Genomic DNA, 26,623 nt, shown 5'->3' on the forward strand with positions numbered 1-26,623 from the left:
TTGAGATGGCGGTGATGGGATGCTATTTTTCTGCTCTAGGCTCTCCGCTTACAAAGCGAGCCCAATCAAGTGTTCTATGAATTTGATTTTTCTCATTCATCGTCAGCAGTCCTGTTTGCCCGTTTACCTGACTCCCTGAAATGCGTTCAAGCAGAATCAGGCGCGGCGCAAGCGTATAGGTGTCTGAACCTAGGGCGAATAAACGGTCATAACGCTGCGAGCGCTGAGGTAGCAGGGTGTGGATCTGGTGTTTGATGGCATTGGTTTGGTTTAATATCCAAGGTGTTTCAACAAACTTAACCCCGTTTAAGTCAGTATCTCTTTGCGGGGAAGGGGTGCCAGAATATATGTGAGATGTTGCGTAGATGGGGATATCGCTTGCGTAGTGAAACGAGAACAATGGCTTCAGCTGCCTTGCTGTTTCTGGCTTGGATACCATCACAATAGCATCAATATCTTGTCGTCTTCTCGGGGTGAACTCAATGGACTCTACTATGGTGTTTCTGACTGCCCTGGCTCTTTGTTTACTCTTGTCTACAGCGAGTAGTTTCTCAACGACATTGGATAACTTTCTTTTGGTGAAGAAAGCGCTGTCCACAATCTGACCATTGCGCCGTAGCCATTCCTCTGAAAACGCGTGGTAAATACGCTGACCCCAATCGCTCTCAGGCATTATGGTGACGACTTGCCGGGCACCGCTTAACCAAAGCTTATCTACCAATTGGTGGGCTTCATCTTCTGCTGAGAGACCAAACTGGTATAGCTGAAGGGGAGCAATAGCGCTTTTGTCCAGGTAGTTTAGGGCAAGCACGGGAACCGCGAGTGAGCTCATGCTTTCAAGTTCCTTTAAAGAGCCTTTATCTAAAGGGCCTATAATCAGGTCCGGCTCACTGTTCAGTATCTGCTGGTAAACTGAAGCAAAGGCGCGATTGTTTGTGTCGTACAGTGTTATTTCAGTATCGCTGGTTGAGTGAGACTTGTCTGCATAAAATGTCGCAAGAAAACCGTCGCGGATTGCCTCGCCTGCTTTTGCTAAAGGGCCTGTGAGGGGGAGTGCAAGTGCAATCTTGTCTGGACGCCTATCTGGAAGTGTTGACAGAAGCTCAAGCTCCTCTGGCAGTTTTAGGGCTGCTGGGTGTTCTGGCCATTGTGTTAGCCATGAGGAAAGCGCTGATAACTGCTGTTCGAGGCTGATTTGGTTTTGCTTAATGTTTGCCGCAAGTTGCAGCCAGCCTTTGAGCTCGTAGTTGTTTGTGTTTTCTTGTTGCTGGCTTAGCTCAGAAGTTTGAGTCTTGCTCAGTGACTGCCAGATTCGTTCATGATTGTCCCAATACTCGTCTCCCGAATAAAGCGCAGATGCATTAACTCGTTCTTTGGCCGCTAAAAGATATTGACTGGTTAAATCATAGGCTTTGGCTTTTATTTCCCAAGCCTGTCTCTGGGTGTCAGGGGGGGCTTGTTGAAAAAAGTGGCTGAGTGTGTTCTCAAGGAGTTGTTTCAGTTGCGCTGTATCTTGCTCTGCTACTGCAATTGAAAGCGCGATAAGCATATATTGCTCTTGAATGTGTGGGGGCTGCTGAGAGTAGTCGATTAATATTAGTGTTGCTTCAGCCTGATCATACTCTGCATTTTGGCGAAATAGTTCTGCCAGTTGTAGTTGGTAACCTGCTTTGACGAGGGGGTCGATTGCATTCTCAGCATTTCTACGCAGGTTCTCTACTGATAAGGTTTCTTCTGGAGTATCCATGGTATCTTGCTGTTGTGGTGTTTCTGTAGGCGTGGTTGAGCACCCGACAGCAAAAATAATTAAGGGGATAAGTCCAGTTTTTATAAGTCTATGCATAATCAAATGATAACCATTAATTTCCGACAGTCGCAGAGGTTGGACGGATGTGATTGGAATAATACTGTAGAATAACAAATAACGCTTTACGTGTGGTTGATTGATTTAGAAAAATTGATGTTTAAGATCCGCTTATTATTCATAAATGAGCGGCTGAAAGTGGCTAGCAATATTGGAAGGTATTCGGTGAGTGCAGTAGCAGGTTTGTACATTGTAGCGACCCCTATAGGTAATCTGGATGATATTACCTTGCGAGCAGTTGAGACGCTAAAGAAGGTGGATTTTGTTGCCGCAGAGGATACACGACACAGTCAAAAGCTAATGAATCACCTCGACGTAACTGCTCGTTTGTTAGCGCTTCATGAGCATAATGAAAGGGAAAAATCCCAGATGCTTATTGATAAGGTCAAAGATGGGCATGCCATCGCTTTGATTTCAGATGCAGGAACTCCGTTGATTTCTGATCCAGGCTATTTTCTCGTTAAACTGGCTCAGGAACAAGGTGTTAAGGTGGTGCCTATTCCTGGGGTGTCTGCTGTTGTAACTGCGTTAAGTGTTTCGGGGTTGCCCTCTGATCGCTTTGTTTTTGAAGGGTTTTTGCCTGCCAAGCAAGGTGCTAAGTTAAAGCGTCTTGGTGACTTTTTGTATGAGTCTCGCACGGTTATTTTTTATGAGTCGCCGCACCGCGTCGCTGATACTCTGGCTGTGATGGGTAAGGTTTTTGGCCTCGAGCGGCATTTGGTTGTCGCGCGCGAGCTGACAAAAACCTTTGAGACGATTAAAGGAGGGGCGCTGGGTGAGTTAATAGAGTGGATGGGGGCAGATGCAAATCAGCAAAAGGGGGAGTTTGTCCTGTTGTTAGAGGGCGCGGTTGATAGCCCTGATGCATCTGCATTAGATAAGGATAAAATGTTGACGCTGTTGATGGCTGAGTTACCCATTAAAAAGGCAAGCAAAATTGTCTCTGAAATGACGGGGGATAACAAAAAAGACCTCTATAAGCGGGCGCTGGAAATTCAAGGTCGTACGGTTTAGAGTCGCGATCGAAGTGGCAGTGGGTATATGGGCATTTTTCATTAGAAAAGCGCTTGCCGAACCGAGGGGATCAGGGTATCTTGTCGTTTGAGTTCGCCAGGCAGTCGCTGTCTATGCAAATAGATGGAGGAAAGTCCGGGCTCCAAAGGGTAGAGTGCCAGGTAACGCCTGGGGGGCGAGAGCCTACGGCTAGTGCAGCAGAGAGTATACCGCCTAAGCAGCTTCGGTTGCCGGTAAGGGTGAAATGGTGCGGTAAGAGCGCACCGCATGGCTGGTAACAGTCCATGGCGATGGTAAACCCCACTCGGAGCAAGACCAAATAGGGATCCTTCGGTGTGACCCGCACTGGATCCGGGTAGGTTGCTTGAGGTATGTGGTGACACATATCCCAGATGAATGACTGTCCACGACAGAACCCGGCTTATCGGCGAACTCTTTTCAATTTTCTTCTCTTTATTTAAAACTCCCTTTTTATTTTTATAGCCAAATATTCTTAAACTTAAAGTGACTTGTTAAGAGTTGTCTTTATCTTTGTGATTACCAAAGCTAAATATCTTTATTTTCCCATATTGTTTTTATTGAAAGTGCTAACTGGCGGGCTTTTTCGCTAATTCTTCCTTCTTTATATGCCTATTTTATCTTGCATTGTTTTGCTTCAATTCCTATAGTGTGTGAAAGTGGTGAAAAGTGGAAAAAAGTGTATTTTTGTGGTGTTTTTAGAATTTTTCCATCAAAAGCAGTTTTAATTCGGGAGCGTTAAGCGTGTTTCAAGGCAGCCAGTCCTTAAATGTGGATGTAAAAGGGCGTGTTGCGGTACCTAGCCGGTATCGTGAACTGCTTGCTGCTGTCTGTGAGGGGCGCCTTATTGTGACTGCAAACCCTTATGAACGATGCCTGAATATTTACCCGGAACCACAATGGAAAGATGTAAAAGCGAAGATTGAGGCGCTACCTAACAGCAATAAAAAAGTTAGGCGACTACAGCGGTTGGTGTTGGGTAATGCGAGTGAGCTTGAGATGGATGGTAATGGTCGATTGCTTTTGCCGCCGACGCTAAGAGAGTTTGCCAACCTTGATAAAAAAGCCGTGCTCGTAGGTCTGGGAGAGAAGGCTGAGTTATGGAGCGAGCAGAGCTGGAATGAAATGTTGGATGAGTCTGATGATGAGCCAATGCCAGAAGAAATGAGTAACTTATCTTTATAACGTTCTAACAACCGATTTATTTGACAACGGATTTAATTGTGGCAGCAAGCGTAGAAGTTGAAGCAGGCGAGGCTCATCAAACCGTTTTATTGGAGGAGGCGGTTAGCTCTCTGGTTACCGATAAAACGGGCGTATACGTTGATGGCACATTTGGCCGTGGTGGGCATAGCCGAAAAATACTAGAAACACTTTTGCCAGATGGGCGGCTGTTGGGCATAGATAAAGATCCGGAGGCGATCAGCTCTGCTAAGGCTTTGATGAAAGATGATAGCCGCTTCTCCATATATCATGGGTCTTTTAAAGAACTTAAGGGGGCCATGGGTGAGCAAGGGTGGAGTGATGTAAGCGGTGTATTGTTGGATTTAGGGGTTTCTTCACCGCAGCTGGATGATGCGTCGAGAGGCTTCAGCTTTCTAAACGATGGCCCACTCGATATGAGAATGAACCCGGAAAAAGGGTTGAGCGCGGAGCAGTGGTTGGCAGCTGCAGAAGAGCGAGATATCGCTTTTGCCCTGAAAGAGTATGGTGAAGAGCGCTTTGCCAAACGAATTGCCAGGGCTATTGTCGAAGCAAGAGCAAAAGGGGTTATCGATACGACGGCAAAGCTGGCAAAAATTGTGGCGGATGCAAACCCCGCATGGGAGAAAGGAAAAAATCCGGCGACCAGGGCTTTTCAGGGTATTCGTATTCAGATTAACAATGAGCTTGGGGATTTGGAGTCGGTGCTTGAGACGGCTTCGTCGATACTTAAGCCGGGTGGGCGCTTGGTTGTTATTAGTTTTCACTCCCTTGAAGACCGAATGGTTAAGCGCTTTATGCGGCGTAAAGTAAAAGGCATGGAGCCACCGCCAGGCGTGCCCGTTATGCATGACCAGATAGAAAGGCACTTTACGTTGGTTGGAAAAGCAATTAAGCCTTCGAGGCAAGAAGTTGACGTTAATATTCGATCTCGCAGTGCCGTGATGCGGGTAATGGAGAAGATTGGTTGACATCAATGAGGAATTGGTGGCTTTTTCTAAGGGAGGTTTCGGGTGCGCTGTTGGGAAAGAGTTCTCTAATAACGGTGTTTCTGTGCCTCGTACTGATAGCGAGTGCAGTCGGTGTAATTTTTGCGTCGCACCTCAATCGCCAGTTATTTACCGAGCTTGCCCTACTACAAGAGGCTCGAGATGCATACGAGATGGAGTGGAGTCAGTTGTTATTGGAGCAAAGTGCATGGAGTGCGCATGGGCGAGTTGAGTACTTGGCAACAACAAAGCTGGATATGAAAGTTCCAGAAGCGAAAGATATCGTCGTGATGAAGTGATGCGATGAGTGACAATAAGAATTTAGTATAGCCCTTCGAGGCATGGGAAATGAGCAGCAGAGCTGATCCAAACCAAGAACAGACTAATAATGAACAGGGTATCGCTATATGGCGATTCTGGTTCGTTGTGTCTGTCTTTGTGCTTGCCGTGATTGTGCTCTTGTATCGAGCTGTAGAGCTTCAGGTGGTTGACCAGCAATTTTTGAAGGGGCAGGGAGATGCTCGTACCATTCGCCATGAGAAAATAGATGCTCACCGGGGAATGATTACTGACAGGTTTGGCGAGCCCTTGGCTGTGAGCACTCCTGTTGAAACTGTTTGGGCTAACCCTCAGATGATGGATAGCAATGCAGGGGATATGCGTAAGCTAGCTAATGCGCTCAATGTCAGTGAAAGCTGGTTGAACAAAAGGGTTGCCAGGAATAAGGCGCGCGAGTTTATTTATCTAAAGCGCAAAATTTCTCCAGCCCAGGCCGCGCGTGTGATAGCACTTGATATTCCAGGAGTGTATAGCCGCAGAGAGTATAAGCGGTTTTATCCCGCGGGTGAGGTTGCCTCTCATGTGGTTGGGTTTACCAATATTGATGAAATGGGGCAAGAAGGCGTTGAGTTGGCATATGATGAGTGGCTAACCGGGCACCCTGGTAAAAAGCGGGTTTTGAAAGACCGTAGAGGGTCGGTCGTTAAGGATCTTGACCTTGTTAGGGATGCACAGCCTGGCAGGTCGCTGAGCTTAAGTCTCGATATGAGAGTTCAGTATTTGGCTTATCGGGAGCTTAAGGCGGCAGTTACAGCACACCGTGCGAAAGCAGGGTCAATGGTGATTCTTGATGTGGCCACAGGTGAAGTGCTGGCGATGGTTAATCAGCCGTCATATAACCCAAACAATCGCGCAAAACTGTCGACATCCGCTTTGCGCAACCGCGCCATTACAGATGTTTTTGAGCCGGGCTCGACAGTCAAGCCGGTAACTATCGCTGCTGCATTAGAGACGGGCAAATACTACCCCGCAACCAAAATAAATACGGCGCCCGGCTATTTCAGGGTTGGTAGGAAATCGATAAGAGATCATCGGGACTATGGGGTGATTGACTTATCGACCATTATTGCTAAATCGAGCAATGTTGGAACCAGCAAGATTGCATTAGACCTGACGGGTGAGGTTGTTTGGGACATGTTTTACCGGCTCGGCTTCGGTCAGGCTACTGGCACAGGTTTTCCTGGAGAGAGTATTGGGCTGTTGAGAAACCCTGCCAAGTGGAAGCCTATTGAAGTAGCAACAATGTCTTACGGTTATGGTATGAGTGTGAATGCGTTGCAGTTGGCGCAAATGTATATGGTGCTAGGCAATGACGGCGCGAAGCCTCCGGTCAGCTTGTTAAAAATTGAAGGTGATGTCACGACAGAAAAGGTAATGGATACAGCGGTTGCGAAGAATCTCCGCAAAATGCTGAAAAAGGTTGTAGAAAAGGGCGGTACAGGTACGAGGGCGCGCGTGGCAACGTATGATGTTGGTGGCAAGTCTGGCACCGTTCACAGTGTTGGTCGCGGTGGATATGAAGATAGCCAGTATAAGGCCTTGTTTGCAGGTGTTGCTCCGGTTGATAAGCCCAGAGTGGCGGCGGTCGTTGTTATTGACGGCCCTCAGGGTCAGGAATACTACGGCGGTGAAGTTGCCGCACCTATATTTTCTAGAGTGATGTCTGGGGCCATGCGTTTATTGAATGTAACGCCGGATAACTTGCCTGTTCTGGCAGGGCAACAACTTGTTCATTCCGAAAAATCTGGTCAAAAGTCAACTGGAAACGGCAGAGAGAAGGGTTGATCATGATGGCAATAGAACCTAGAGAACATACTCTCAGTGCACTGTTGAAAGGTATCTGTGTTCTTCCTTCAGTTTTAGATTGTCGTGTTTATGGTATTGCGCTAGACAGTCGTAAAGTAAAGAAAGGTGACTTGTTCGTTGCGTTAAAAGGGTTCAACTCTGCCGCTAGAGCTTATGTTCCCCAAGCTATCGCTAATGGTGCGGTTGCCGTTCTGGTTGAGAGCGATCAAGGCGTAGTCAACATTTGCGAGGATGGAGACTCCGTAGAGCTATTTATTCCAGGTTTGAAAGGGCATGTAGGAAAGATAGCGTCACGTTTTTTTGGGTCACCTTCTAAAGCGATGAAGGTTGTTGGTATTACTGGGACGAATGGTAAGACCTCTGTGTCGCAATACCTCGCAGGAGTGCTGAGCGGTCTTGGAGAAGCAACTGGCGTTATCGGGACGCTTGGATATGGGCCACTTGATGATTTGGAAGTCGCAACACATACGACGCCAGACGTAATCAAGGTTCATCAGATTCTGGCGAACTTGAGGGGGCGAGGTATAAGTACAGCTGCAATGGAGGTTTCCTCACACGGCCTGGATCAAGGTCGGGTTGATGAGGTGAGTTTTGCCGGCGCTGTATTTACAAACTTATCGCGAGACCACCTGGACTATCATGAGTCCATGGAGGCATACGGTAATGCAAAGCGGGCATTGTTTCAGAAGCCCGGGTTGTCATTTGCTGTCATTAACTTTGATGATGAATATGGTCGCGACCTGGTAAACACGATCTCAGGTGATACGAAAATTATCAGTTACGGGATTAGCGAGCCTGCGGATATATCGGTAGACCGGGTTCAATATACAAAAAAAGGCATACACGCAGAGCTGTCCGGTCCTTGGGGGACGGTATCAGTCCGTTGCCAATTACTCGGGGCATTTAATCTAAGTAATGTAATGGCTGTTATAGGCGTTGCTTATGCTATGGGATATGGGATTGACGAAATCTGTCAGGCAGTTGCTGGACTCTCTCCGGTGACTGGAAGGATGCAGTCGTACTCTGTTGAGGGCCAACCTGGCATTATCGTTGATTATGCACACACACCTGATGCGTTAAAAAATGCGCTAAAGGCGGTGAAATTGCACTGCAATGGCAATGTCTGGTGTGTTTTTGGTTGCGGTGGAGAGAGAGACAAGGGTAAGCGCCCCATGATGGCAGCGATAGCAGAAAAGTATGCTGACAAGGTGGTGGTTACTGACGATAACCCAAGGGGCGAATCACCCGAAGAGGTAGTGAAAGATATTTTCAGCGGGTTTACTGAAAAAGAAAACGTTCGCGTTATTCATGACCGGCAAGACGCAATTGAAACTGCGCTAACCGAAGCCTCCGCTAACGATATGGTGTTAGTGGCAGGCAAAGGACATGAGGACTACCAGGAAATTGCAGGGCAGCGCCTTTATTTTAGTGATTTGGCGGTAGTTGAGAGCTATTTGGACACAGGGCATCAAAATGATTGATATATGCTCGCTCTCTACGCTCGCTGAAATCACTTCTGGCCAGTTAGTCGGCAGTGACGCAGAGTTTTGCTCTGTAAGTACAGATACTCGAAGTATAGAGCCAGGTGATTTATTTGTTGCGCTACAGGGGCCTAATTTTGATGGCAATCGCTATGTGGCTCAAGCAGATGCACAGGGTGCGATAGGGGCGTTGGTCTCTTCATGCCAAGAAACAGACCTTCCGCAGGTCAAAGTGTCAGATACATTAACTGCCTTGGGGGCATTGGCGAGGCACAACCGGCAAAAATTTAACGGCAAGCTCGTTGCTATAACGGGCAGCTGCGGGAAAACATCAGTTAAAGAGATGTTGGCAGACTTGTTAGCTGAAGAGGGCTCGACATTAGCCACTTCTGGTAATTTTAACAACCATATTGGTGCCCCGTTGACGTTGCTGCGCATTAGCAGGCAGCACCAGTTTGCAGTTATTGAACTTGGTGCAAGTGCTGTTGGCGAGATCAACTACACGGCTTCAATTGCAAAGCCCGATGTGTCGATACTGACCAACGCAGCTTCCGCCCACTTGGAGGGGTTTGGTAGCTACGAGAACATAGTAAAAGCCAAGGGTGAGATAATCACTGCTTTGGGTAGCGAGAGCGTGGCAGTTTTAAATGCAGATGATGCCGCGTTTGAGTACTGGCTTGATTTAGCAAAACCTAGAAAAGTGAAGGCGTTCAGTCTGGAAGCGGGCAATCGTCGCGCAGACGTCTGGGCGGAATCTATTGGGTTGCATCCAGATAGTTGCAGTTTTGAGATGTGTTGGAGTGAGGGGCGTTTGCCTGTGCTGTTGCCGCTTCCTGGTGAACACAATATTTCGAATGCGTTGGCGGCAGCGTGTGCTGCCAATGCGCTAGGCGTTAGTTGGGAGCAAATTCAGAAGCGCTTGTGCGGATTAAAGGGGGTCAAAGGACGCCTGGAAATATCTGAGTCTGAACTGGGTTATACCGTAATTAATGATACCTACAATGCAAACCCTTCTTCAACAAAAGCAGCGCTGGATGTATTGGCTAATGCGAAAGGCTACAGGGTAGCTGTGCTGGGAGATATGGCTGAACTGGGCTCAGACGCCAGTTTAATGCATACGGAAATTGGACGGTATGCCAGAGAGGGGCGTGCCGACGCAGTATACGCTTATGGTCAGTTTGCAGAGGATATCGCCCGTAGTTACGGAGACAAGGCGCAGTTTTTTAAAACGAAACAACTACTTACTGAGGCGTTAATAAAAGAGTTACGGGCGGACGCCACGTACTTGGTAAAAGGTTCGAGAAGTTCAGCGATGGAAACTGTCGTAGAAAAAATGCTTAAACAAAAGGTGATTGCGTAATGTTGGTTTGGTTAGCTGATTTTCTATCACAGTATATCAGTGTGTTTGGCGTTTTTAAGTACCTGACGCTAAGAGGGATTTTTGGGGTTCTTACAGCGCTGACTATTGCGCTTATCGTAGGGCCAGTAATGATCAGAAAACTGAGCCAGTATCAAATAGGGCAGTCTGTTCGGGATGATGGGCCACAATCACATCTTAGCAAAGCGGGCACGCCGACTATGGGGGGAGCGCTAATCCTTGTCGCTGTTGCGGTTAGTACGTTGCTTTGGGCAGATCTGAGCAATCGGTATGTGTGGATAACGCTTCTGGTTACCTTATTGTTTGGTGCCATAGGGTGGGTGGATGACTATCGAAAAGTGGTAGAGAAAAACTCTCGTGGTTTGCCTGGGAAGTGGAAATATTTTTGGCAGTCTGTTTTTGGAGTGGGGGCTGCGTTCGCACTTTACAGCACAGCGGAGCTACCGCAGGAAACCACGCTGATCATTCCTGTCTTTAAGGATTTTGCGTTAGAGATGGGGCCTGTGTTCATCTTGTTAAGCTACTTTGTCATCGTGGGAAGTAGCAACGCTGTAAACCTGACGGATGGTCTGGATGGGCTGGCTATTATGCCAACTGTGATGGTTGCAGGTGCGTTGGCTATTTTTTGTTACCTCTCAGGTAATGTTCGCTTTGCGGAGTATCTCCATATCCCCTATTTGCCAGGTACTGGAGAGCTTATCATTTTCTGCGGCGCGCTGGTGGGGGCTGGTTTGGGGTTTCTCTGGTTTAACACATATCCGGCTCAAGTATTTATGGGTGACGTTGGTGCCCTTGCTTTAGGGGCGGCATTAGGCGTAGTCGCAGTGATTGTGCGGCAGGAAATTGTTCTGTTCATAATGGGTGGCGTATTTGTAATGGAAACGGTATCGGTAATTTTGCAGGTCGGTTCATACAAACTCACCGGTAGAAGAATTTTTAGAATGGCACCTCTCCACCATCACTTTGAACTAAAGGGATGGCCAGAACCCAGAGTTATCGTGAGGTTTTGGGTAATTACAGTGGTGTTGGTTTTGATCGGTTTAGCCACACTCAAAGTGCGATAGGCAGCAGTAGGAGTATTTTGTGTCACTTATAGCAACAGATAACATTAGCATCGTAGTGGGGCTCGGTATTACCGGGCTTTCCTGCGTTCGTTATCTGTTGTCAAAAGGGCATCGTGTAATTGTCGTTGATAGCAGGGATAACCCGCCTGCTCTCGATGCCTTTAAAGCTGAGTACCCAGACGTGCCTGTATGCCTCGGGCCATTTGATGCTGAGCTGTTGAGCTCAGCAACACAGCTGTTTGTAAGCCCTGGTGTCGCGATTGCCGAACCTGCAATAAGAGAGGCTCAGAGCCGAGGTGTTCGAGTGACCGGTGATGTTGATTTGTTTAGTCAACTGGTCGGTGCGCCTGTAATAGCTATAACCGGTTCCAATGGAAAAAGCACGGTAACGACGCTAGTTGCAGAAATGGCTCGGCAGGCGGGGCTAAATGTTGCGGTAGGGGGAAACTTGGGAACCCCTGTGTTAGATCTGCTCGATGATAGTGTTGAGTTATATGTTATAGAGCTCTCGAGTTTTCAGCTAGAAACCACTCATCGGCTGGGGGCCTCGGCGGCAACCATTCTGAATATTTCAGAAGACCATATGGATCGATATCCAAATAAGTTGGCTTACCTGCAGGCTAAGCAGAACGTTTTTAGAGGGTGCCGTTACGTCATCGTGAATGAAGATGACAGGCTTAGCGAACCTTTGATGGTTGACGGGATGGAGGCCATTCGTTTTGGTTTAGGAAAGGCAGATATAAGGAAGTTCAGTACAGTCACAGAGGGCGAAGAAACGTATATTTGTTTTGGCTTTGAGAAGCTGATCAATGTTGCAGAAGTAGCAATCAAAGGTGCTCACAATATTAGCAACGCGCTTGCCGCATTGGGCTTAGGGTCTGCTGCTGGCATTGATATGAGCGCAATGCTGGAGGCGTTGAAGCAGTATAAGGGGCTTGAGCATCGCTGCCAGTGGGTTCGAAGTCTCGATGGTGTTGATTATATAAACGACTCGAAAGGCACAAATGTTGGTGCCACTGTCACTGCCATCGAGAGCTTTGGGAAGTCCGGGCGCGGCAAGGTGGTATTAATTGCGGGCGGGGAAGGTAAAGGAGCAGACTTTTCGCCATTGGCAGAACCACTAACAAAATTTGGCCGCAACGTGGTTCTGTTTGGGCGTGATGCAGGAAAAATTGAATTGAGCTTAACCGACTCTGTCCAGTCAGTGAAAGTTAACTCGCTGGAAGAAGCCGTTAAGGAAGCTAGAAAGCTGGCACAAGCTGGAGATTCAGTGTTGATGTCTCCCGCTTGCGCCAGCTTTGATATGTTCCGCAATTTTGAAGCACGCGGTGATGCATTTATAGATGCGGTGAACCGGCTATGACGAACACGGCGCTGGCAAACTCAACCGGGCCACTGCTTTCCGTTGGCAAGGGTGTTGATTTTTGGTTGTTAGGTTCTGCCGGGGCGCTCTTGATGATAGGGCTGGTCATGATTTCATCAGCCTCGATTGATATCGCGGACATCCGAAACGATAACCCGTTTTTTTATGCAATGAGGCACGGTAGTTTCTTGTTGTTGGGTTTAGCCGCAGGGTTTGCGGTAGTAAATGTTCCAGTGCAGTGGTGGATGAAAAGCGGCTGGCTGTTGTTATTTGTTTCGCTGGCACTGTTGGTGTTGGTGTTATTGCCGGGAGTTGGGCGAACCGTTAATGGAAGTACTCGCTGGATTGGTTTTGGTGGTTTGAATTTACAGGTTTCAGAATTGGCCAAACTGTTTTTGATTGCCTACATGGCAGGCTACCTGGATAGGCGAAGAGAAGAGGTGATGGCAAGTTGGTGGGGCTTTCTGAAGCCCATGTTGGTGATGCTGATGGCCGCTTTTCTATTGCTAATGGAGCCAGACTTTGGTGCTACCGTTGTGATTGCCTCGGCTATTTTAGGAATGATATTTCTAAGTGGCGCGCGTATCGGCCAGTTTTCGGTACTCATAGTTGGGTGTGCTATTTCAGCGGTATTGTTGGTGGTTTCGCAACCTTATCGGTTAAAACGGTTTACCGGCTATACCGACCCTTGGGCGGATCAATTTGGTAGTGGGTATCAGTTGTCGCAGGCGCTGATTGCGTTTGGGCGCGGAGAGTGGACAGGAGTGGGACTCGGAAACAGTATTCAGAAGCTTTTTTATCTGCCAGAGGCCCACACTGACTTCGTGTTTGCCATTTTGGCTGAAGAGTTTGGTTTGTTAGGTTGCGTTGTTGTGATTGCGCTGTTTTCTGTGCTGGTATTCAGAGCCCTAAAAATAGGTGTGAAAGCTGAGCGAGCGAATCAAAGGTTTGCCGCCTATTTTGCCTATGGTATTGCGCTGTTAATTGGCGGGCAGGCCTTAATCAACATGGGGGTAAACACCGGCCTTTTACCAACAAAAGGATTAACGTTACCACTGGTAAGCTACGGTGGAAGCAGCCTGGTTGTAAGTTGCATGTGTGTAGGAGTCTTGATCAGAATTAACCTGGAGCGATGTCAGTTATCCGATAGCGGTGGCTCCGATGGGGGGAAAGATGGGTAAGTGCAATACCTTTCTGATTATGGCTGGTGGAACAGGTGGTCATGTATTTCCTGCGCTGGCAACGGCCCGTATGTTACAGGAGCAAGGCGTTAACGTGCACTGGTTGGGCTCTGAAAATGGAATGGAGGTGGAATGGGTTTCTGCCGCAGGTATTCCAATTTCTTGCATTTCGATATCGGGCCTTAGAGGTAAAGGCAAGCTGGCTTTGCTTACAGCGCCATTCAGACTTGTGAATGCATTGTTGCAGGCATTATCGGTCGTGCGAGCGGTGAAGCCTGATGGGGTGCTGGGTATGGGGGGCTTTGTAACAGGCCCAGGCGGATTGGCGGCAAGGCTAATGGGCAAGCCTCTGCTGATACATGAACAAAACGCAGTAGCAGGAATGACAAATAAGCTGCTGTCGAGGTTTGCAAGCCGTGTGATGGAAGCATTTCCAGGGTCGTTTCCTCAGGGTGTCAATACCGTAGTAACAGGAAATCCGGTAAGAAAAGAGATTTGCAACTTACCTGCAAAGCAAGCTTGTAATGTTGATGGGCGACGCCCACGGGTTTTGGTTGTTGGTGGCAGCTTGGGTGCTGTTGCGATAAATCAGGTGGTTCCCGAGGCGATAAAGCTTAGTTGTGTCGATATGGGTATTGATGTCACCCATCAGGCAGGTAAGAACAACTTGGAAGCCACTATAGCGAACTATAAGCGTGCGGGTGTTGAAGCTAACGTTGTGCCTTTTATTTCAGATATGAAATCTGCATATGAGTGGGCAGATATCGTGATTTGTCGGGCGGGCGCGCTGACCATTTCGGAACTATGCATGGCGGGTGTAGGTGCGATCCTTATCCCTTACCCCTATGCGGTAGACGACCACCAAACAAAAAACGCGGGGTTTATGGTCGATGCGGGTGCGGCAGAGCTCATGCCTCAGAATGAGTTAACAGCACTAGCACTTCACAAAAAGTTAAAAGCGATGATAGAGAAAACAGAAATAATGACCAGTATGGCTCAAGCGGCGAGAAATTTGGCTAGGCCAGACGCCACCGAAAAAGTGGTTTCGTATTGTATGGAGGCGTGTAATGGCTGATAAGAAAATGAACCAGGTAATGATATGCGATGTACCTGAAATGAGAAGAATTCGCAGGATTCACTTTGTAGGAATCGGTGGTGCCGGTATGTGCGGTATTGCTGAAGTGCTGCTTAACCAAGGGTATGACATATCAGGTTCTGACCTGAACGAAAGTGCTGTAACTAACCGTTTACGCTCGCTCGGAGTTTCGGTTTTTATTGGCCACCAATCAGAAAATGTACAAGGTGCAAACGTTGTTGTTGTATCTAGTGCGGTCAATGAAGAAAACCCAGAGGTTATGCAGGCTCGCAGCAGCAGGATTCCTGTTGTGCCGAGGGCTGAAATGCTGGCAGAGATAATGCGCTATCGGCATGGCATCGCTGTAGCCGGAACCCATGGTAAAACTACCACCACCAGCTTACTCGCTTCTGTTTTGGCAGAAGCTGGGCTTGATCCGACGTTCGTAATTGGTGGTCGACTCAACAGTGCAGGCACAAATGCGAAGTTGGGTGGGTCACGATACATTGTTGCAGAAGCGGATGAGAGTGATGCTTCATTTTTGCACCTGACGCCAATGATTGCCGTAGTGACAAATATTGATGCTGACCATATGCACACTTACGGCGGGGACTTTGCAAAGTTAAAGCAAACGTTCATCGACTTTCTGCATAACCTCCCATTTTATGGGGCTGCGGTTATGTGTGTTGACGACCCGGTTGTTGAAGACGTAATTCCTCATGTTTCCCGTGCTGTTATCACCTATGGGGTGAGTGATCATGCTGACTATCGTGCCGAGTCAATTACGCAGGAAGGAATCCATACAAAGTTTATTGCCAAGCGACCGGGTGACTTATCAGATATTCATATCACCTTGAGTATGCCGGGGCACCACAATGTACTTAATGCGTTAGCGACCATAGCCATTGCGACGGACGAAGGTATTGATGTCGAAGCCATACAAAAAGGGCTGGCAAACTTCCAGGGTGTAGGCCGACGCTTTCAAGTTTATGGTGAATACGAAACAGGCCGTGGAGAGGTGATGCTGGTTGATGATTACGGTCATCACCCAAAAGAAGTTGAGGCGACCATAAAGGCGATAAGAGCTGGTTGGCCAGATAAGCGTTTGGTCATGGTTTATCAGCCACATAGGTATAGCCGCACCTGTGACTTATATGAAGACTTTGTACGGGTATTGTCTGAAGTTGATGTGCTTCTGCTGATGGATGTTTATCCGGCAGGTGAAAGGCCGATACCGGGAGCTGATAGTCGCAGCCTTTGTCGCAGTATTCGTCAAAGAGGGCATGTAGACCCGATATTTATTGATGACGGAAGTGATATCGAGTCGGTATTAGGAAACTTGTTAGAGGATGGTGATCTGCTTATCACTCAAGGTGCAGGTGATATAGGACGACTATCAACTCGCTTGGCAGAGATAAACCTAAAGGTAGTGTGAGATGAGTGCAGTAAACAGCAACTACAAAGTATCACCTGAGCTTGCCCAGCAGCTGGGAAAGGTGGCCGTGTTGTTGGGGGGGAATTCAGCAGAGCGGGAAGTCTCGCTGAAAAGTGGTGAAGCGGTTCTTAGTGGGCTGCTTAAAGCGGGCGTTGATGCTCAGGCAATCGATATTAAAGGCAGTCCGCTTGATTGCTTGAAGTCTGTAGATTTTGACCGTGCTTTCATTGCATTGCATGGTCGCGGAGGGGAAGACGGAACGATTCAAGGGTTGCTGGAGTGTCTTGAAATTCCATATACCGGTAGCGGTGTAATGGCCTCTGCATTGGCCATGGACAAACTGCGCACCAAATACTTATGGCAAGGTGTTGGATTGCCAACGCCGCCTTTTGTTGCGCTTGATCGTGCAAATATTGAAAAAGGTGAATTTGAGGCGATTGTCAGCAAGTTGGGGCTACCTCTAAGTGTTAAACCTGCCAGAGAAGGCTCGAGTATTGGAATCAAAAAAGCCACAACGCTGGAAGAGCTTATTGAGGCTTATAAAGAGGCCATCGAATTTGATGCACAGGTGTTAATTGAAAAATGGATTGAGGGGCCCGAGTTTACGGTAGCGGTATTAGCTGACAAGTCATTACCTGTTATTGGTTTGAGTACAAATCATGTTTTTTATGACTATGACGCCAAGTATCTTGCAGATGATACTCACTACTATCTGCCAAGCGGTCTGGATGAGGGTAAAGAGCGGGAAATAGCGCAAATATCCGAAAAAGCATGTGAGTCGGTAGGCTGCAAGGGATGGGCTCGTGTCGATGTTATGCAGGACTTAGATGGTAAGTTCTGGTTGTTAGAGGTCAACACAACCCCTGGCATGACTGACCATAGCTTAGTGCCCATGGCGGCAAAGCACGAGGGTATTTCGTTTGAAGAGCTGGTCGTGCGTATTCTCCAGAATACGCTTGAGACGAGTTAGGTGCCAGGTGATTGCTGTGGATCAGCGTAGTAGAGAATCCAGGTCTGCGAAAAGCACAGGAGCCACGTTAAAAAAACAGCAGCAGAAGCGTTTTATTAAGTTTGATGTAGCCAAACTGAAACGCGTTAAAACGATTAACTTTGTGCCGATGACGATTGTCGTCCTGTTTTGCACTATAGCGGCGCTGTTGGTGGTTTATTGGGAGACGCTTGCAAACAAGCTTGATCACGAAGTAGTGAGGATAGAAGTAAGAGGGCAATTGAACTACCAAAACCCGGAAGCGCTTCAAAAGGTTTTGAATAAGCACCTGGGTGAAGGCTTTTTTGCTATCGATTTGAATGGTTTAAAAGCAGAAGTTGAGGCAATGCCCTGGATATATAGCGCTTCTCTGACACGACGTTGGCCGGGGGCTCTTATGATTACAGTGAAGGAGCAATACCCTGTCGCAAAGTGGAATAAAGAGGCTTACCTAAACGAGTACGGAGAAATGTTTAGTCCTCTACAAGCGGTTAACGTAGCTGGGGTTCCCGAATTTTTTGGCCCTATGGATCATGCCAAAGAAGTGTTGACGCAGTATGTCGGGTATAGAGAGCTGTTGGCCACAGTGGATGAAAACATTGCAGCCCTCAGTCTGGAGTCAAGAGGCGCATGGCGTCTGACGTTGCAAAATGGGATTGAGATAAAGCTAGGCAGGGCACCGCTTGATGAAAAGCTTAACCGCTTTTTAAGGGCGTATAAGCAAGGGTTAAGTAGCAAGGCCGATGAAATTCAATCTATCGATGCGCGGTATACCAATGGAATCGCGGTTCGGTGGAAGAGTGTTAAAGAAGGCGAAGGTGAGAGTTCAGGCTCGACTTAAGCCAACCTTCAGACATGGTCTGGGGGAAACCATATAGTAGAAAATCAAATGTTAGTGACCGGTTTTGAGGGTTACTAGCGATAAGAATCTGAGATGCCAGAGTTAGTGAGTAACAAAATGATTGTAGGACTGGATATAGGAACATCAAAGGTTGTGGCGATCGTTGGCCAGGAGACCCCCGAGGGCGGCGTTGAAGTGATTGGGATTGGCTCTCACCCTTCCAAGGGCTTGAAGAGAGGGGTCGTGGTTAATATCGAAACGACTGTACAGGCTATTCAGCGGGCAATAGAAGAAGCGGAGCTGATGGCTGGGTGTGAGATCCATTCCGTTTATGCAGGTATTGCTGGCAGCCATATTCGCAGTCTTAATTCTCACGGTATTGTGGCTGTGCGTGAGCGAGAAGTTGTGCAGGCTGATATCGAAAGAGTTATTGATGCAGCTCAGGCTGTTGCAATCCCGGCAGATCAGAAAGTGCTTCACATTTTGCCGCAGGAATATGTCATTGATAGCCAGGAAGGAATTAAAGAACCTTTAGGTATGTCAGGAGTTCGTCTGGAGGCAAAAGTACACTTGGTTACCTGTGCCGTGAATGCCGCGCAAAATATAGAGAAATGTGTAAAGCGTTGTGGACTTGATGTTGACGATATCATTTTGGAGCAGCTGGCCTCGAGTTATGCGGTGCTTACTGACGATGAAAAAGAGTTGGGGGTATGCGTAGTTGATATTGGTGGAGGCACCACTGATATGGCGATCTTTACCGGTGGCTCCATTCGACATACCGCGGTAATTCCGATTGCTGGGGATCAGGTGACAAACGATATAGCAATGGCATTGCGTACGCCTACGCAAAATGCAGATGAGATAAAAATCAAATATGCATGCGCGTTGACGCAACTGGCAGGAGCAGACGAAACAATAAAGGTTCCGAGTGTCGGCGACAGACCACCTAGAGACCTGTCCCGCCAGGCGCTAGCCGAGGTCGTTGAACCTCGCTACGAGGAGCTGTTTACGCTTATTCAATCAGAGCTTCGCAGAAGTGGCTTTGAAGACTTAATTGCAGCTGGAATTGTGCTCACCGGAGGGACTTCAAAAATGGAAGGCGCGGTAGAGCTGGCTGAAGAAATTTTCCACATGCCGGTTAGACTGGCATCGCCGCAAGGCGTTACTGGTTTAGCTGATGTGGTGAATAACCCTATGTTTTCAACAGGCGTAGGGCTGCTGATGTATGGACTAAAACAGCAGGGACTGGGGATCGTTCCCCCGGCAAAACCAGAAGGAGGAGCAAATGTTATGGAGCGCTTGAAAAGCTGGTTTACCGGAAACTTTTAAAAATAAGAGCTCGTTTAAACGAGCAATAAAAAGAACAGAAAGCTTTAAAACTAACAGACTGAAGAAATATAGGAAGGAGAAGGGCGATGTTTGAGCTCGTAGATAATGTACCACAGAACGCTGTGATAAGGGTTGTAGGCGTAGGTGGCGGAGGCGGTAATGCTGTTCGCCATATGTTGGCAAGTGACGTTGACGGTGTTGATTTTATTTGTGCCAATACGGATGCGCAGGCTCTTAAAGAGCTGGATGCAAAATCAATCATCCAGTTGGGTAACAATATTACTAAAGGGTTGGGAGCTGGTGCTAACCCTGAAATTGGACGCCAGGCAGCCATTGAAGACCGAGAGCGCATAGCTGAGACGCTTAAAGGTGCTGACATGGTCTTTATTACCGCTGGCATGGGGGGTGGAACAGGTACAGGTGGAGCACCAATTGTTGCTGAGGTGGCGCGCGATCTGGGAATACTAACCGTTGCCGTTGTCACTAAGCCGTTTCCGTTCGAGGGCGGCAAACGAATGAAAATTGCAGATGCCGGCTTAAGTGAACTCGCAGAGCATGTAGACTCCCTAATCACTATTCCTAATGAAAAACTGCTTGCAGTGTTAGGTAAAAATACCAGCTTATTGGACGCTTTTAGCGCGGCTAATGATGTTTTGTTAGGGGCTGTTCAAGGTATCGCAGACCTGATTATCCGCCCTGGTATGATCAACGTCGATTTCGCCGATGTGAAAACCGTCATGTCCGAAATGGGAATGGCGATGATGGGAACAGGCTCCGCGACCGGTGAGAACCGTGCAAGAGAAGCCGCAGAGGCGGCTATACGAAGCCCTCTACTTGAAGATGTAAACCTGCAAGGTGCGCGAGGAATTCTGGTGAATATCACCGCAGGTGTTGATCTAAATCTGGGAGAGTTCTCAGAAGTAGGTAGCATCGTTGAAGAGTTTGCTTCTGATGCCGCGACAGTGGTTGTCGGTACGGTTATTGACCCTGATATGAGTGATGAGTTGAAAGTAACTGTTGTTGCTACTGGGCTGGGACAGGCAATGGATAAGCCAGTTAAGGTTGTAGACAATACAGCTAAACCGGTTGATGGCACGACTGACTATAACCAGTTGGAGCGTCCTGCGGTTATGAGAAAGCGCCCAATGACCAACGGAAGCGCTGCGGTTGATACAAAAGCTGCCGTAGGAGCAGAAACTGGAGTTGAGTATTTGGATATTCCTGCGTTTTTGAGAAGGCAGGCCGATTAACAATCGGTAATGTCCATTGAATTGGTTTCAGTGACTGGTTTCTGGTATCATTTGGCAAAAATTTGTGCGAATTAATTTGCGCAATGATACTGAATATCTTTGAGCGGTTTACATCCTTATGATTAGACAAAGGACTTTAAAAAACACAATCCGGGCAACGGGTGTTGGTCTTCACAGCGGTAAAAAGGTCTATTTGACCTTAAAGCCAGCGCCTATTGACACGGGTATTGTGTTTTGTCGGACAGATCTTGATCCTGTTGTCGAGATCTCTGCCCGCGCCGAAAATGTAGGTGAGACAACGCTGTCTACTACATTGGTGAAAGATGGCGTTAAGGTGGCGACAGTCGAGCATTTGCTTTCTGCCATGGCAGGCCTGGGCATTGATAATGCCTATGTGGAGGTGAGTGCGGAAGAAGTTCCTATTATGGATGGGAGTGCTGGACCTTTTGTATTTCTGATTCAGTCTGCAGGAATAGAAGAGCAACAGTCTGCGAAAAAGTTTATTCGCATCAAGAAAGAAGTCACTGTGACAGATGGCGATAAGACTGCCACGTTTGTGCCTTTTAATGGCTTCAAAGTCAGCTTTACTATTGAGTTTGATCATCCGGCCTTCAAGGGAAGAAGTCAGGAGACGTCCGTGGACTTTTCGAGCACATCATTTGTCAAAGAGGTTAGTCGAGCTAGAACGTTTGGTTTTATGAGGGACATTGAGCAGCTACGCGCTATGAACCTTGCCTTGGGAGGCAGTGTTGATAATGCGATTGTTGTTGACGAATTCAAGGTTCTTAACGAAGACGGTCTTCGATATGAAGATGAGTTTGTTAAGCATAAGGTCTTGGATGCGATTGGCGATCTGTACCTGCTAGGAAATAGCTTAATTGGAGAGTTTAAAGGCCATAAGTCAGGGCATGACCTCAATAACAAGTTATTGCGGGAACTCATTTCGCAAACAGACGCGTGGGAAGTTGAAACGTTTGATGATGCTTCTACTGCACCGATCTCGTATATGAGACCCTTATTGACCTAATTGTATAGCTTAAGTGTTGAGCGCGGCGGCATTCACTCATTGTGATGTCGAGTGCGGGTCGCTAGTTTCAGCAGCACATTTTTAAGATCTATATCCTCCGTTTGCCCAGCTTCTTCTTTGAGTAGCTGGGCATTTTCGTTACTAATGGGTTGCAATTTCCTGACGAGCTTCTTTTTATGGCGAGAAGGCCTGACTTTTATTGTAATTGACTGCAGCTCCTTTAATACTGGGTTGGCGCGAAGCTTTTGTATCAATTGTGCTTGAGTGAATTTTAGTCGAGTTGCCAGTGCGGCAGAGTGAACAACCAGCTTTAATACTCGATCTTTGTAGCCCGAGATTTTGAACTGCCCTTTTAAGCTTTCGGGGAGGGCTTGATCCAATTCTTTGTTGAGCTTGGATATAGCATCAGCCTTTCTGAAAAGCCTGTTCAGGTCGTGGGTTTTACGGGTTATCTGGGCTAATGATCGCTTTTCAGTGAGCTTTTCGTTCTTCATATTGATGCAAAAGTTTGAAAAAAATTAAAAGAAGCGTGAGAATAGCGCGCTCCAAGCCCTTATTGTGCAGTTTTAATACAGATTGTTACAAGAATAAACAGCATTAATTGTAAAATAGTTAAAAATGTTAATAGGGCAGGATAACTCATCCACATTGAGTTTGCAGTGTTTTGGGCTATAAAGATATATGTAGTGCGGGGGCGCTATTTGTATTTTAGCTGTTTAGCAAGACGCTCAAGCGATGAAGAGAGATTGACCAGTTAATGAATATAATTTTTGTAGGGCGTAGTCACGGTAAATCCAAAACCATTGTTCTTAACAATGCCAGAATAGCATTGGTCGCTATCGCCTTTGCGCTAGTCCTGGCCGGAGGGGTATTTGCAGGTTTTAAGTTAATTGCCCCTCAGAAGACAGGTAGCCTGCCACAAGAGTTGAGCGGGAAAACAATAGAGCACTGGCAGTCCATGCTTGTTGCTCAGCAACAGCAGATCGATGAGCTGAAGCGAGAGTCTGGCGAGCAAGTCGATGCGCTTACATTGCGAATGGGGGCTATTCAAGCAAGCTTGTTACGCCTCGACGCTCTGGGTCAGAGACTAACAGAAGTTGCCAAGATCGGAAAAGGGGAGTTCGACTTCGAGAGTGCCCCTGCATTAGGTGGCCCTGAGTCCTCAATTGACACCGAATCGTACAGCCTTCCCGACATACAGGAGTCCCTGGCTAGAATTGAGAACCAGATTGAAGATCGAGAGCAACAGCTCGATGTGCTGGATGAACTATTTGTTAGCCAGAAGATACAAAAAGACCTGTTTATAGCGGGTCGCCCTATTCGCAAGGGCTGGATGTCATCTCGATATGGCTATCGTTCAGACCCGTTTTCTGGCAAGCGTGCATGGCATGCGGGTGTTGATTTTGCGGGCAAGGATGGAAGTGATATTGTCGCCGTAGCTTCAGGTGTTGTGACCTGGTCGTCAGAGCGTTATGGTTATGGCAACTTGATTGAGATAAACCATGGTGGCGGCGTTACGACTCGCTATGGGCACTGTAAAGAGTTGCTGGTAAAAGTGGGCGAGGTTGTTAAAAAGGGGCAGGTTGTTGCCCATATGGGAAGCACAGGAAGATCCACCGGTCCGCATGTCCATTTTGAAGTTATTAAAAACAATAAGTCTCAGAACCCTGAAAAGTATATCTATCGAGCAAGCCGATAATAACTTTGATCTTTTCGGTTTTTCTCATCTCTTATTAAGGGCGTTAAGCCCTTTTGTCCTGGTTTTAAAAATTTTGTCGCGTGATTAAAATAGGGTTAGAATGTTCCGCTTATCAAATTTAGGTGGGAGTTCAGCCTGGCGCGCACGTATGATTTTAAGCAGTTGCGGTTACCAGTAATGTAGTTTCGGTTACCAGTAGTGTAGTTGCGGATGATCAAGTCTGCCTGAGCTGTTTCTATTTAACATAACTAATAAAATCAGCGGTATTGTAACGCCATTTCAATGGTTTAAATACATAGTAAAAACACGTAGGATGATGGTTTCGAAGGACAATGTTTTAAAAGCGCAGTTTAAACAGGAAAAAGCTCCGCGCTAATTACTGCATGTTACTATTATAAGAATATTAATGTTTTCAGAATGTTAGTAGTTTTTTCAGCAGTAATAACAACTCAGTAGTTACTGTAGATGCAGTCATTACTGAATAATAATCCAGTAGCCTCATATTAAATTTTCGTAGACATCAAACAGAAGAGCACTATGTTTTCATCTTTGGTAAAGAAGGTCTTTGGTAGCAAAAATAGCCGTGAATTAAAAAGAATGGGCAAAATCGTTCCACTGATTAATGCCATGGAAGAAGAGTTAGCCAAACTAGACGATGAGTCTCTTAAAGGGCAAACAGCAAAGCTTAAGGCGAGGATTGAAGGCGGAGAAACACTGGATCAGATACTGCCTGAAGCATTTGCCGTGGTTCGAGAGGCTGGCAAGCGTGCCATGGGGATGAGGCACTTTGATGTTCAGATGATTGGTGGCATAACGTTGCATGAGGGGCGCATTGCCGAAATGAGAACCGGTGAGGGTAAAACCCTCGTGGCGACACTGCCTGTTTATCTCAATGCGTTGTCAGGCAAAGGGGTTCACGTTGTAACGGTTAACGACTACCTTGCCAAGCGTGATGCCAATTGGATGAAACCTCTATATAACGCTTTGGGAATGGAGGTAGGTGTCATTTATGGCGGCCAGGATCCTGAAGAGAAACGTCAGGCCTACCAATGCGATATTACATACGGCACCAATAACGAGTTTGGCTTTGATTATCTTCGAGATAATATGGCGTTTAGCGCGGCTGAAAAAGCTCAGCGAGGGCTGCACTATGCCATTGTCGATGAGGTTGACTCTATCCTGATCGATGAAGCGAGAACACCTTTGGTTATATCTGGAGCGGCAGAAGATAGCTCCAAACTTTATACTCAAATGAACCAGATCGCACCCATGCTAAAAAGAGCAGAGGTGAACGAGGAAGGTGAAGCGACAGATGAAGGCCACTATATCGTTGATGAAAAAAGTCGCTCTGTCGATCTAACGGAAGAAGGCCATACCTATATAGAAAAACTATTGGTCAGTCAGGGGCTGCTTGAGGAAGGTGATAGTCTCTACTCAGCCAGTAACCTCGGCCTGCTGCATCATGTATCTGCGGCGCTAAGGGCTAACGTCTTATTTACTAAAGATGTTGATTATATTGTTCAGAATGGGCAGATAGTCATTGTCGATGAGCATACTGGCCGGACAATGCCTGGGCGACGATGGGGTGAGGGAATGCACCAGGCGATTGAAGCCAAAGAGGGCGTTGCTATTCAAGCAGAAAGTCAGACACTGGCTTCTACCACTTTCCAGAACTACTTCAGGTTGTATGAAAAACTGGCTGGCATGACAGGTACGGCAGATACCGAGGCATTCGAATTCCAGCAAATATACGGGTTAGATGTCGTTGTTATTCCAACGAACAAGCCGATACAGAGAATAGATCATAATGACTTGGTTTATTTAACCGAAGAAGAGAAGTTTCAGGCCATTATTGATGAAATAAAAGATGTTACCGCTGAAGAGCGCCCTGTCCTTGTTGGTACCGCATCAATTGAGACATCTGAGATCCTGTCTGCAACGCTGAAAAAAGCGGGCATTAAACATAATGTACTGAATGCCAAACAGCATGCTCAAGAAGCACAGATCATTGCTCAGGCTGGTCGAGCAGGCGCGGTAACCATTGCAACAAACATGGCTGGGCGAGGGACAGATATTGTATTGGGGGGCAACTGGGAAGCTGAAGTTGCGGCCATGAATAACCCGACCCAGGAGCAGATTGATAAGATCAAGCAGGAGTGGTCGATTCGTCATGACGCAATTATAAAAGCAGGTGGCTTGCACATACTGGGTACTGAACGGCATGAGTCGAGACGTATTGATAACCAGTTAAGAGGGCGTTCAGGCAGACAAGGTGATCCGGGAAGCACGCGCTTCTTCCTTTCACTTGAAGACAGCCTAATGAGAATCTTCGCATCAGACCGTGTTAAGAATATCATGCAGGCATTAGGCATGCAGAAGGGTGAAGCAATTGAGCACCGCATGGTGAGCAATGCGATTGAAAAAGCCCAGCGAAAGGTCGAAGGCCGCAACTTCGATATTCGAAAGTCTCTTCTGGAATATGATGACGTAGCAAATGACCAGCGCCGAGTTGTTTATGAACAGCGTAATGAGGTGATGAGTAACGATGATATCTCCGAGATGATAAATGCTATCCGGGAAGACGTTATTGATGACGTAGTCAGTGGCTTTATTCCTCCCCAGAGCTTGGAGGAACAGTGGGATATTGCAGGGTTGGAGAAGCACCTTGAGTCTGAAATGGCTATCTCTCTGCCTGTTCAGAAATGGCTTGACGAGGATGACAATCTTCACGAAGAAACGTTGCGTAACAAGATTCGAGATGCAGTCATTGCGGCTTATAAAGACAAAGAAGCGTCGGCTGGTGCAGACGTCATGCGTAACTTTGAGAAGCAAATTTTCTTGCAAATACTCGATACTTTATGGAAAGAGCACTTGGCGTCCATGGATAATCTGCGTAGAGGGATTCACCTACGAGGCTATGCGGGTAAGAATCCAAAGCAAGAATATAAGCGTGAGTCGTTTGAATTGTTTAATAACCTGCTAAGCGCACTGAAGCACGATGTTGTTAGAGTGTTATGTCATGTTCAGGTTCAGAGCAAGGATGAAATAGAGAAAATTGAACAAAAGCGCAGAGAAGCGCTAGCTCACCAGATGGAAGCTGCAAAAACTCAGCATGAGGAAGGCTCAGCCATGCCTGCTGAAGAGAAGACAGGCGAAGAGCAACCTCATGCTGAACCTTTTGTCAGAGATGGACGCAAAGTTGGACGTAACGAAGCGTGCCCATGTGGTTCTGGTAAGAAGTATAAGCAGTGTCACGGTAAGATCGCTTAATGCAATAAG

General features: G+C 47.2%; 21 protein-coding genes and 1 other RNA gene. 20 read left to right on the forward strand and 2 right to left on the reverse strand.

Annotated elements, in window-relative coordinates:
- Positions 1–22 precede the first annotated feature (22 nt).
- A complete protein-coding gene (locus tag MY523_RS00325; protein WP_250656822.1) occupies positions 23–1,843 on the reverse strand; it encodes a penicillin-binding protein activator in 1,821 nt (606 codons plus the stop codon).
- Positions 1,844–2,029: 186 nt separating this feature from the next.
- On the opposite strand from MY523_RS00325, the gene rsmI reads away from it, so the two are divergent.
- The 18 genes from rsmI to lpxC all read left to right on the forward strand — a co-directional run bounded on the left by rsmI (position 2,030) and on the right by lpxC (position 21,645).
- Positions 2,030–2,878, forward strand: coding sequence for a 16S rRNA (cytidine(1402)-2'-O)-methyltransferase (gene rsmI, locus MY523_RS00330; RefSeq protein WP_250656823.1), 849 nt, complete (start codon positions 2,030–2,032; stop codon positions 2,876–2,878).
- Positions 2,879–2,966: 88 nt separating this feature from the next.
- An RNA gene (rnpB, locus tag MY523_RS00335) (RNase P RNA component class A) lies at positions 2,967–3,318 on the forward strand.
- A gap of 322 nt (positions 3,319–3,640) precedes the next feature.
- Positions 3,641–4,081, forward strand: coding sequence for a division/cell wall cluster transcriptional repressor MraZ (gene mraZ / locus MY523_RS00340; protein ID WP_250656824.1), 441 nt, complete (start codon positions 3,641–3,643; stop codon positions 4,079–4,081).
- A gap of 38 nt (positions 4,082–4,119) precedes the next feature.
- Entirely contained in the window at positions 4,120–5,070 is a 951-nt protein-coding gene (gene rsmH / locus MY523_RS00345; protein ID WP_250656825.1) for a 16S rRNA (cytosine(1402)-N(4))-methyltransferase RsmH, read from the forward strand.
- Between the two features lie 5 nt (positions 5,071–5,075).
- Positions 5,076–5,387, forward strand: a complete 312-nt coding sequence (gene ftsL / locus MY523_RS00350) for a cell division protein FtsL (RefSeq protein WP_250656826.1) — start codon at positions 5,076–5,078, stop codon at positions 5,385–5,387.
- A gap of 49 nt (positions 5,388–5,436) precedes the next feature.
- Positions 5,437–7,212 (forward strand): peptidoglycan D,D-transpeptidase FtsI family protein, encoded by a 1,776-nt coding sequence (locus MY523_RS00355; protein WP_250656827.1) that lies wholly within the window; start codon positions 5,437–5,439, stop codon positions 7,210–7,212.
- A gap of 2 nt (positions 7,213–7,214) precedes the next feature.
- The gene (locus MY523_RS00360; protein ID WP_250656828.1) at positions 7,215–8,714 is read left to right on the forward strand and encodes a UDP-N-acetylmuramoyl-L-alanyl-D-glutamate--2,6-diaminopimelate ligase; all 1,500 of its coding nucleotides are present in this window, start codon (positions 7,215–7,217) and stop codon (positions 8,712–8,714) included.
- Positions 8,707–10,074 carry a UDP-N-acetylmuramoyl-tripeptide--D-alanyl-D-alanine ligase gene (locus MY523_RS00365; RefSeq protein ID WP_250656829.1) on the forward strand — a complete coding sequence of 456 codons (1,368 nt, stop codon included), beginning with the start codon at positions 8,707–8,709 and terminating at the stop codon, positions 10,072–10,074. Before MY523_RS00360 ends, MY523_RS00365 begins: the two co-directional genes overlap by 8 nt.
- On the forward strand, positions 10,074–11,156 hold the full coding sequence (gene mraY, locus MY523_RS00370) for a phospho-N-acetylmuramoyl-pentapeptide-transferase (protein WP_250656830.1): 1,083 nt from the start codon (positions 10,074–10,076) through the stop codon (positions 11,154–11,156). The genes MY523_RS00365 and mraY overlap by 1 nt, the downstream gene beginning before the upstream one ends.
- A gap of 19 nt (positions 11,157–11,175) precedes the next feature.
- On the forward strand, positions 11,176–12,519 hold the full coding sequence (gene murD / locus MY523_RS00375; RefSeq protein ID WP_250656831.1) for a UDP-N-acetylmuramoyl-L-alanine--D-glutamate ligase: 1,344 nt from the start codon (positions 11,176–11,178) through the stop codon (positions 12,517–12,519).
- The gene (gene ftsW, locus MY523_RS00380) at positions 12,516–13,700 is read left to right on the forward strand and encodes a putative lipid II flippase FtsW (RefSeq protein ID WP_250656832.1); all 1,185 of its coding nucleotides are present in this window, start codon (positions 12,516–12,518) and stop codon (positions 13,698–13,700) included. Before murD ends, ftsW begins: the two co-directional genes overlap by 4 nt.
- Positions 13,693–14,775 carry an undecaprenyldiphospho-muramoylpentapeptide beta-N-acetylglucosaminyltransferase gene (gene murG / locus MY523_RS00385; RefSeq protein WP_250656833.1) on the forward strand — a complete coding sequence of 361 codons (1,083 nt, stop codon included), beginning with the start codon at positions 13,693–13,695 and terminating at the stop codon, positions 14,773–14,775. The genes ftsW and murG overlap by 8 nt, the downstream gene beginning before the upstream one ends.
- On the forward strand, positions 14,768–16,210 hold the full coding sequence (gene murC / locus MY523_RS00390) for a UDP-N-acetylmuramate--L-alanine ligase (protein ID WP_250656834.1): 1,443 nt from the start codon (positions 14,768–14,770) through the stop codon (positions 16,208–16,210). The genes murG and murC overlap by 8 nt, the downstream gene beginning before the upstream one ends.
- Position 16,211: 1 nt before the next feature.
- A complete protein-coding gene (locus MY523_RS00395) occupies positions 16,212–17,180 on the forward strand; it encodes a D-alanine--D-alanine ligase (protein ID WP_250656835.1) in 969 nt (322 codons plus the stop codon).
- A gap of 16 nt (positions 17,181–17,196) precedes the next feature.
- A complete protein-coding gene (locus MY523_RS00400) occupies positions 17,197–18,039 on the forward strand; it encodes a cell division protein FtsQ/DivIB (protein ID WP_250656836.1) in 843 nt (280 codons plus the stop codon).
- A 93-nt stretch (positions 18,040–18,132) separates the two neighbouring features.
- Complete coding sequence (gene ftsA, locus MY523_RS00405) at positions 18,133–19,368, forward strand: cell division protein FtsA (RefSeq protein WP_250656837.1); 1,236 nt, start codon at positions 18,133–18,135, stop codon at positions 19,366–19,368.
- A gap of 86 nt (positions 19,369–19,454) precedes the next feature.
- Positions 19,455–20,618: a cell division protein FtsZ gene (ftsZ, locus tag MY523_RS00410; protein WP_250656838.1), complete on the forward strand. Its 1,164-nt coding sequence runs from the start codon at positions 19,455–19,457 to the stop codon at positions 20,616–20,618.
- A gap of 118 nt (positions 20,619–20,736) precedes the next feature.
- Positions 20,737–21,645 carry a UDP-3-O-acyl-N-acetylglucosamine deacetylase gene (lpxC, locus tag MY523_RS00415; protein WP_250656839.1) on the forward strand — a complete coding sequence of 303 codons (909 nt, stop codon included), beginning with the start codon at positions 20,737–20,739 and terminating at the stop codon, positions 21,643–21,645.
- A gap of 32 nt (positions 21,646–21,677) precedes the next feature.
- Here lpxC and MY523_RS00420 read toward each other — a convergent pair whose 3' ends face one another.
- On the reverse strand, positions 21,678–22,139 hold the full coding sequence (locus tag MY523_RS00420; RefSeq protein ID WP_250656840.1) for a DciA family protein: 462 nt from the start codon (positions 22,137–22,139) through the stop codon (positions 21,678–21,680).
- Positions 22,140–22,402: 263 nt separating this feature from the next.
- Between MY523_RS00420 and MY523_RS00425 the strand changes: the two genes are divergently transcribed.
- On the forward strand, positions 22,403–23,344 hold the full coding sequence (locus tag MY523_RS00425) for a M23 family metallopeptidase (RefSeq protein WP_250656841.1): 942 nt from the start codon (positions 22,403–22,405) through the stop codon (positions 23,342–23,344).
- Between the two features lie 537 nt (positions 23,345–23,881).
- The gene (gene secA / locus MY523_RS00430; protein WP_250656842.1) at positions 23,882–26,614 is read left to right on the forward strand and encodes a preprotein translocase subunit SecA; all 2,733 of its coding nucleotides are present in this window, start codon (positions 23,882–23,884) and stop codon (positions 26,612–26,614) included.
- Positions 26,615–26,623 lie beyond the last annotated feature (9 nt).

This window comes from Alkalimarinus coralli (assembly GCF_023650515.1).
Lineage (GTDB): Bacteria > Pseudomonadota > Gammaproteobacteria > Pseudomonadales > Oleiphilaceae > Alkalimarinus > Alkalimarinus coralli.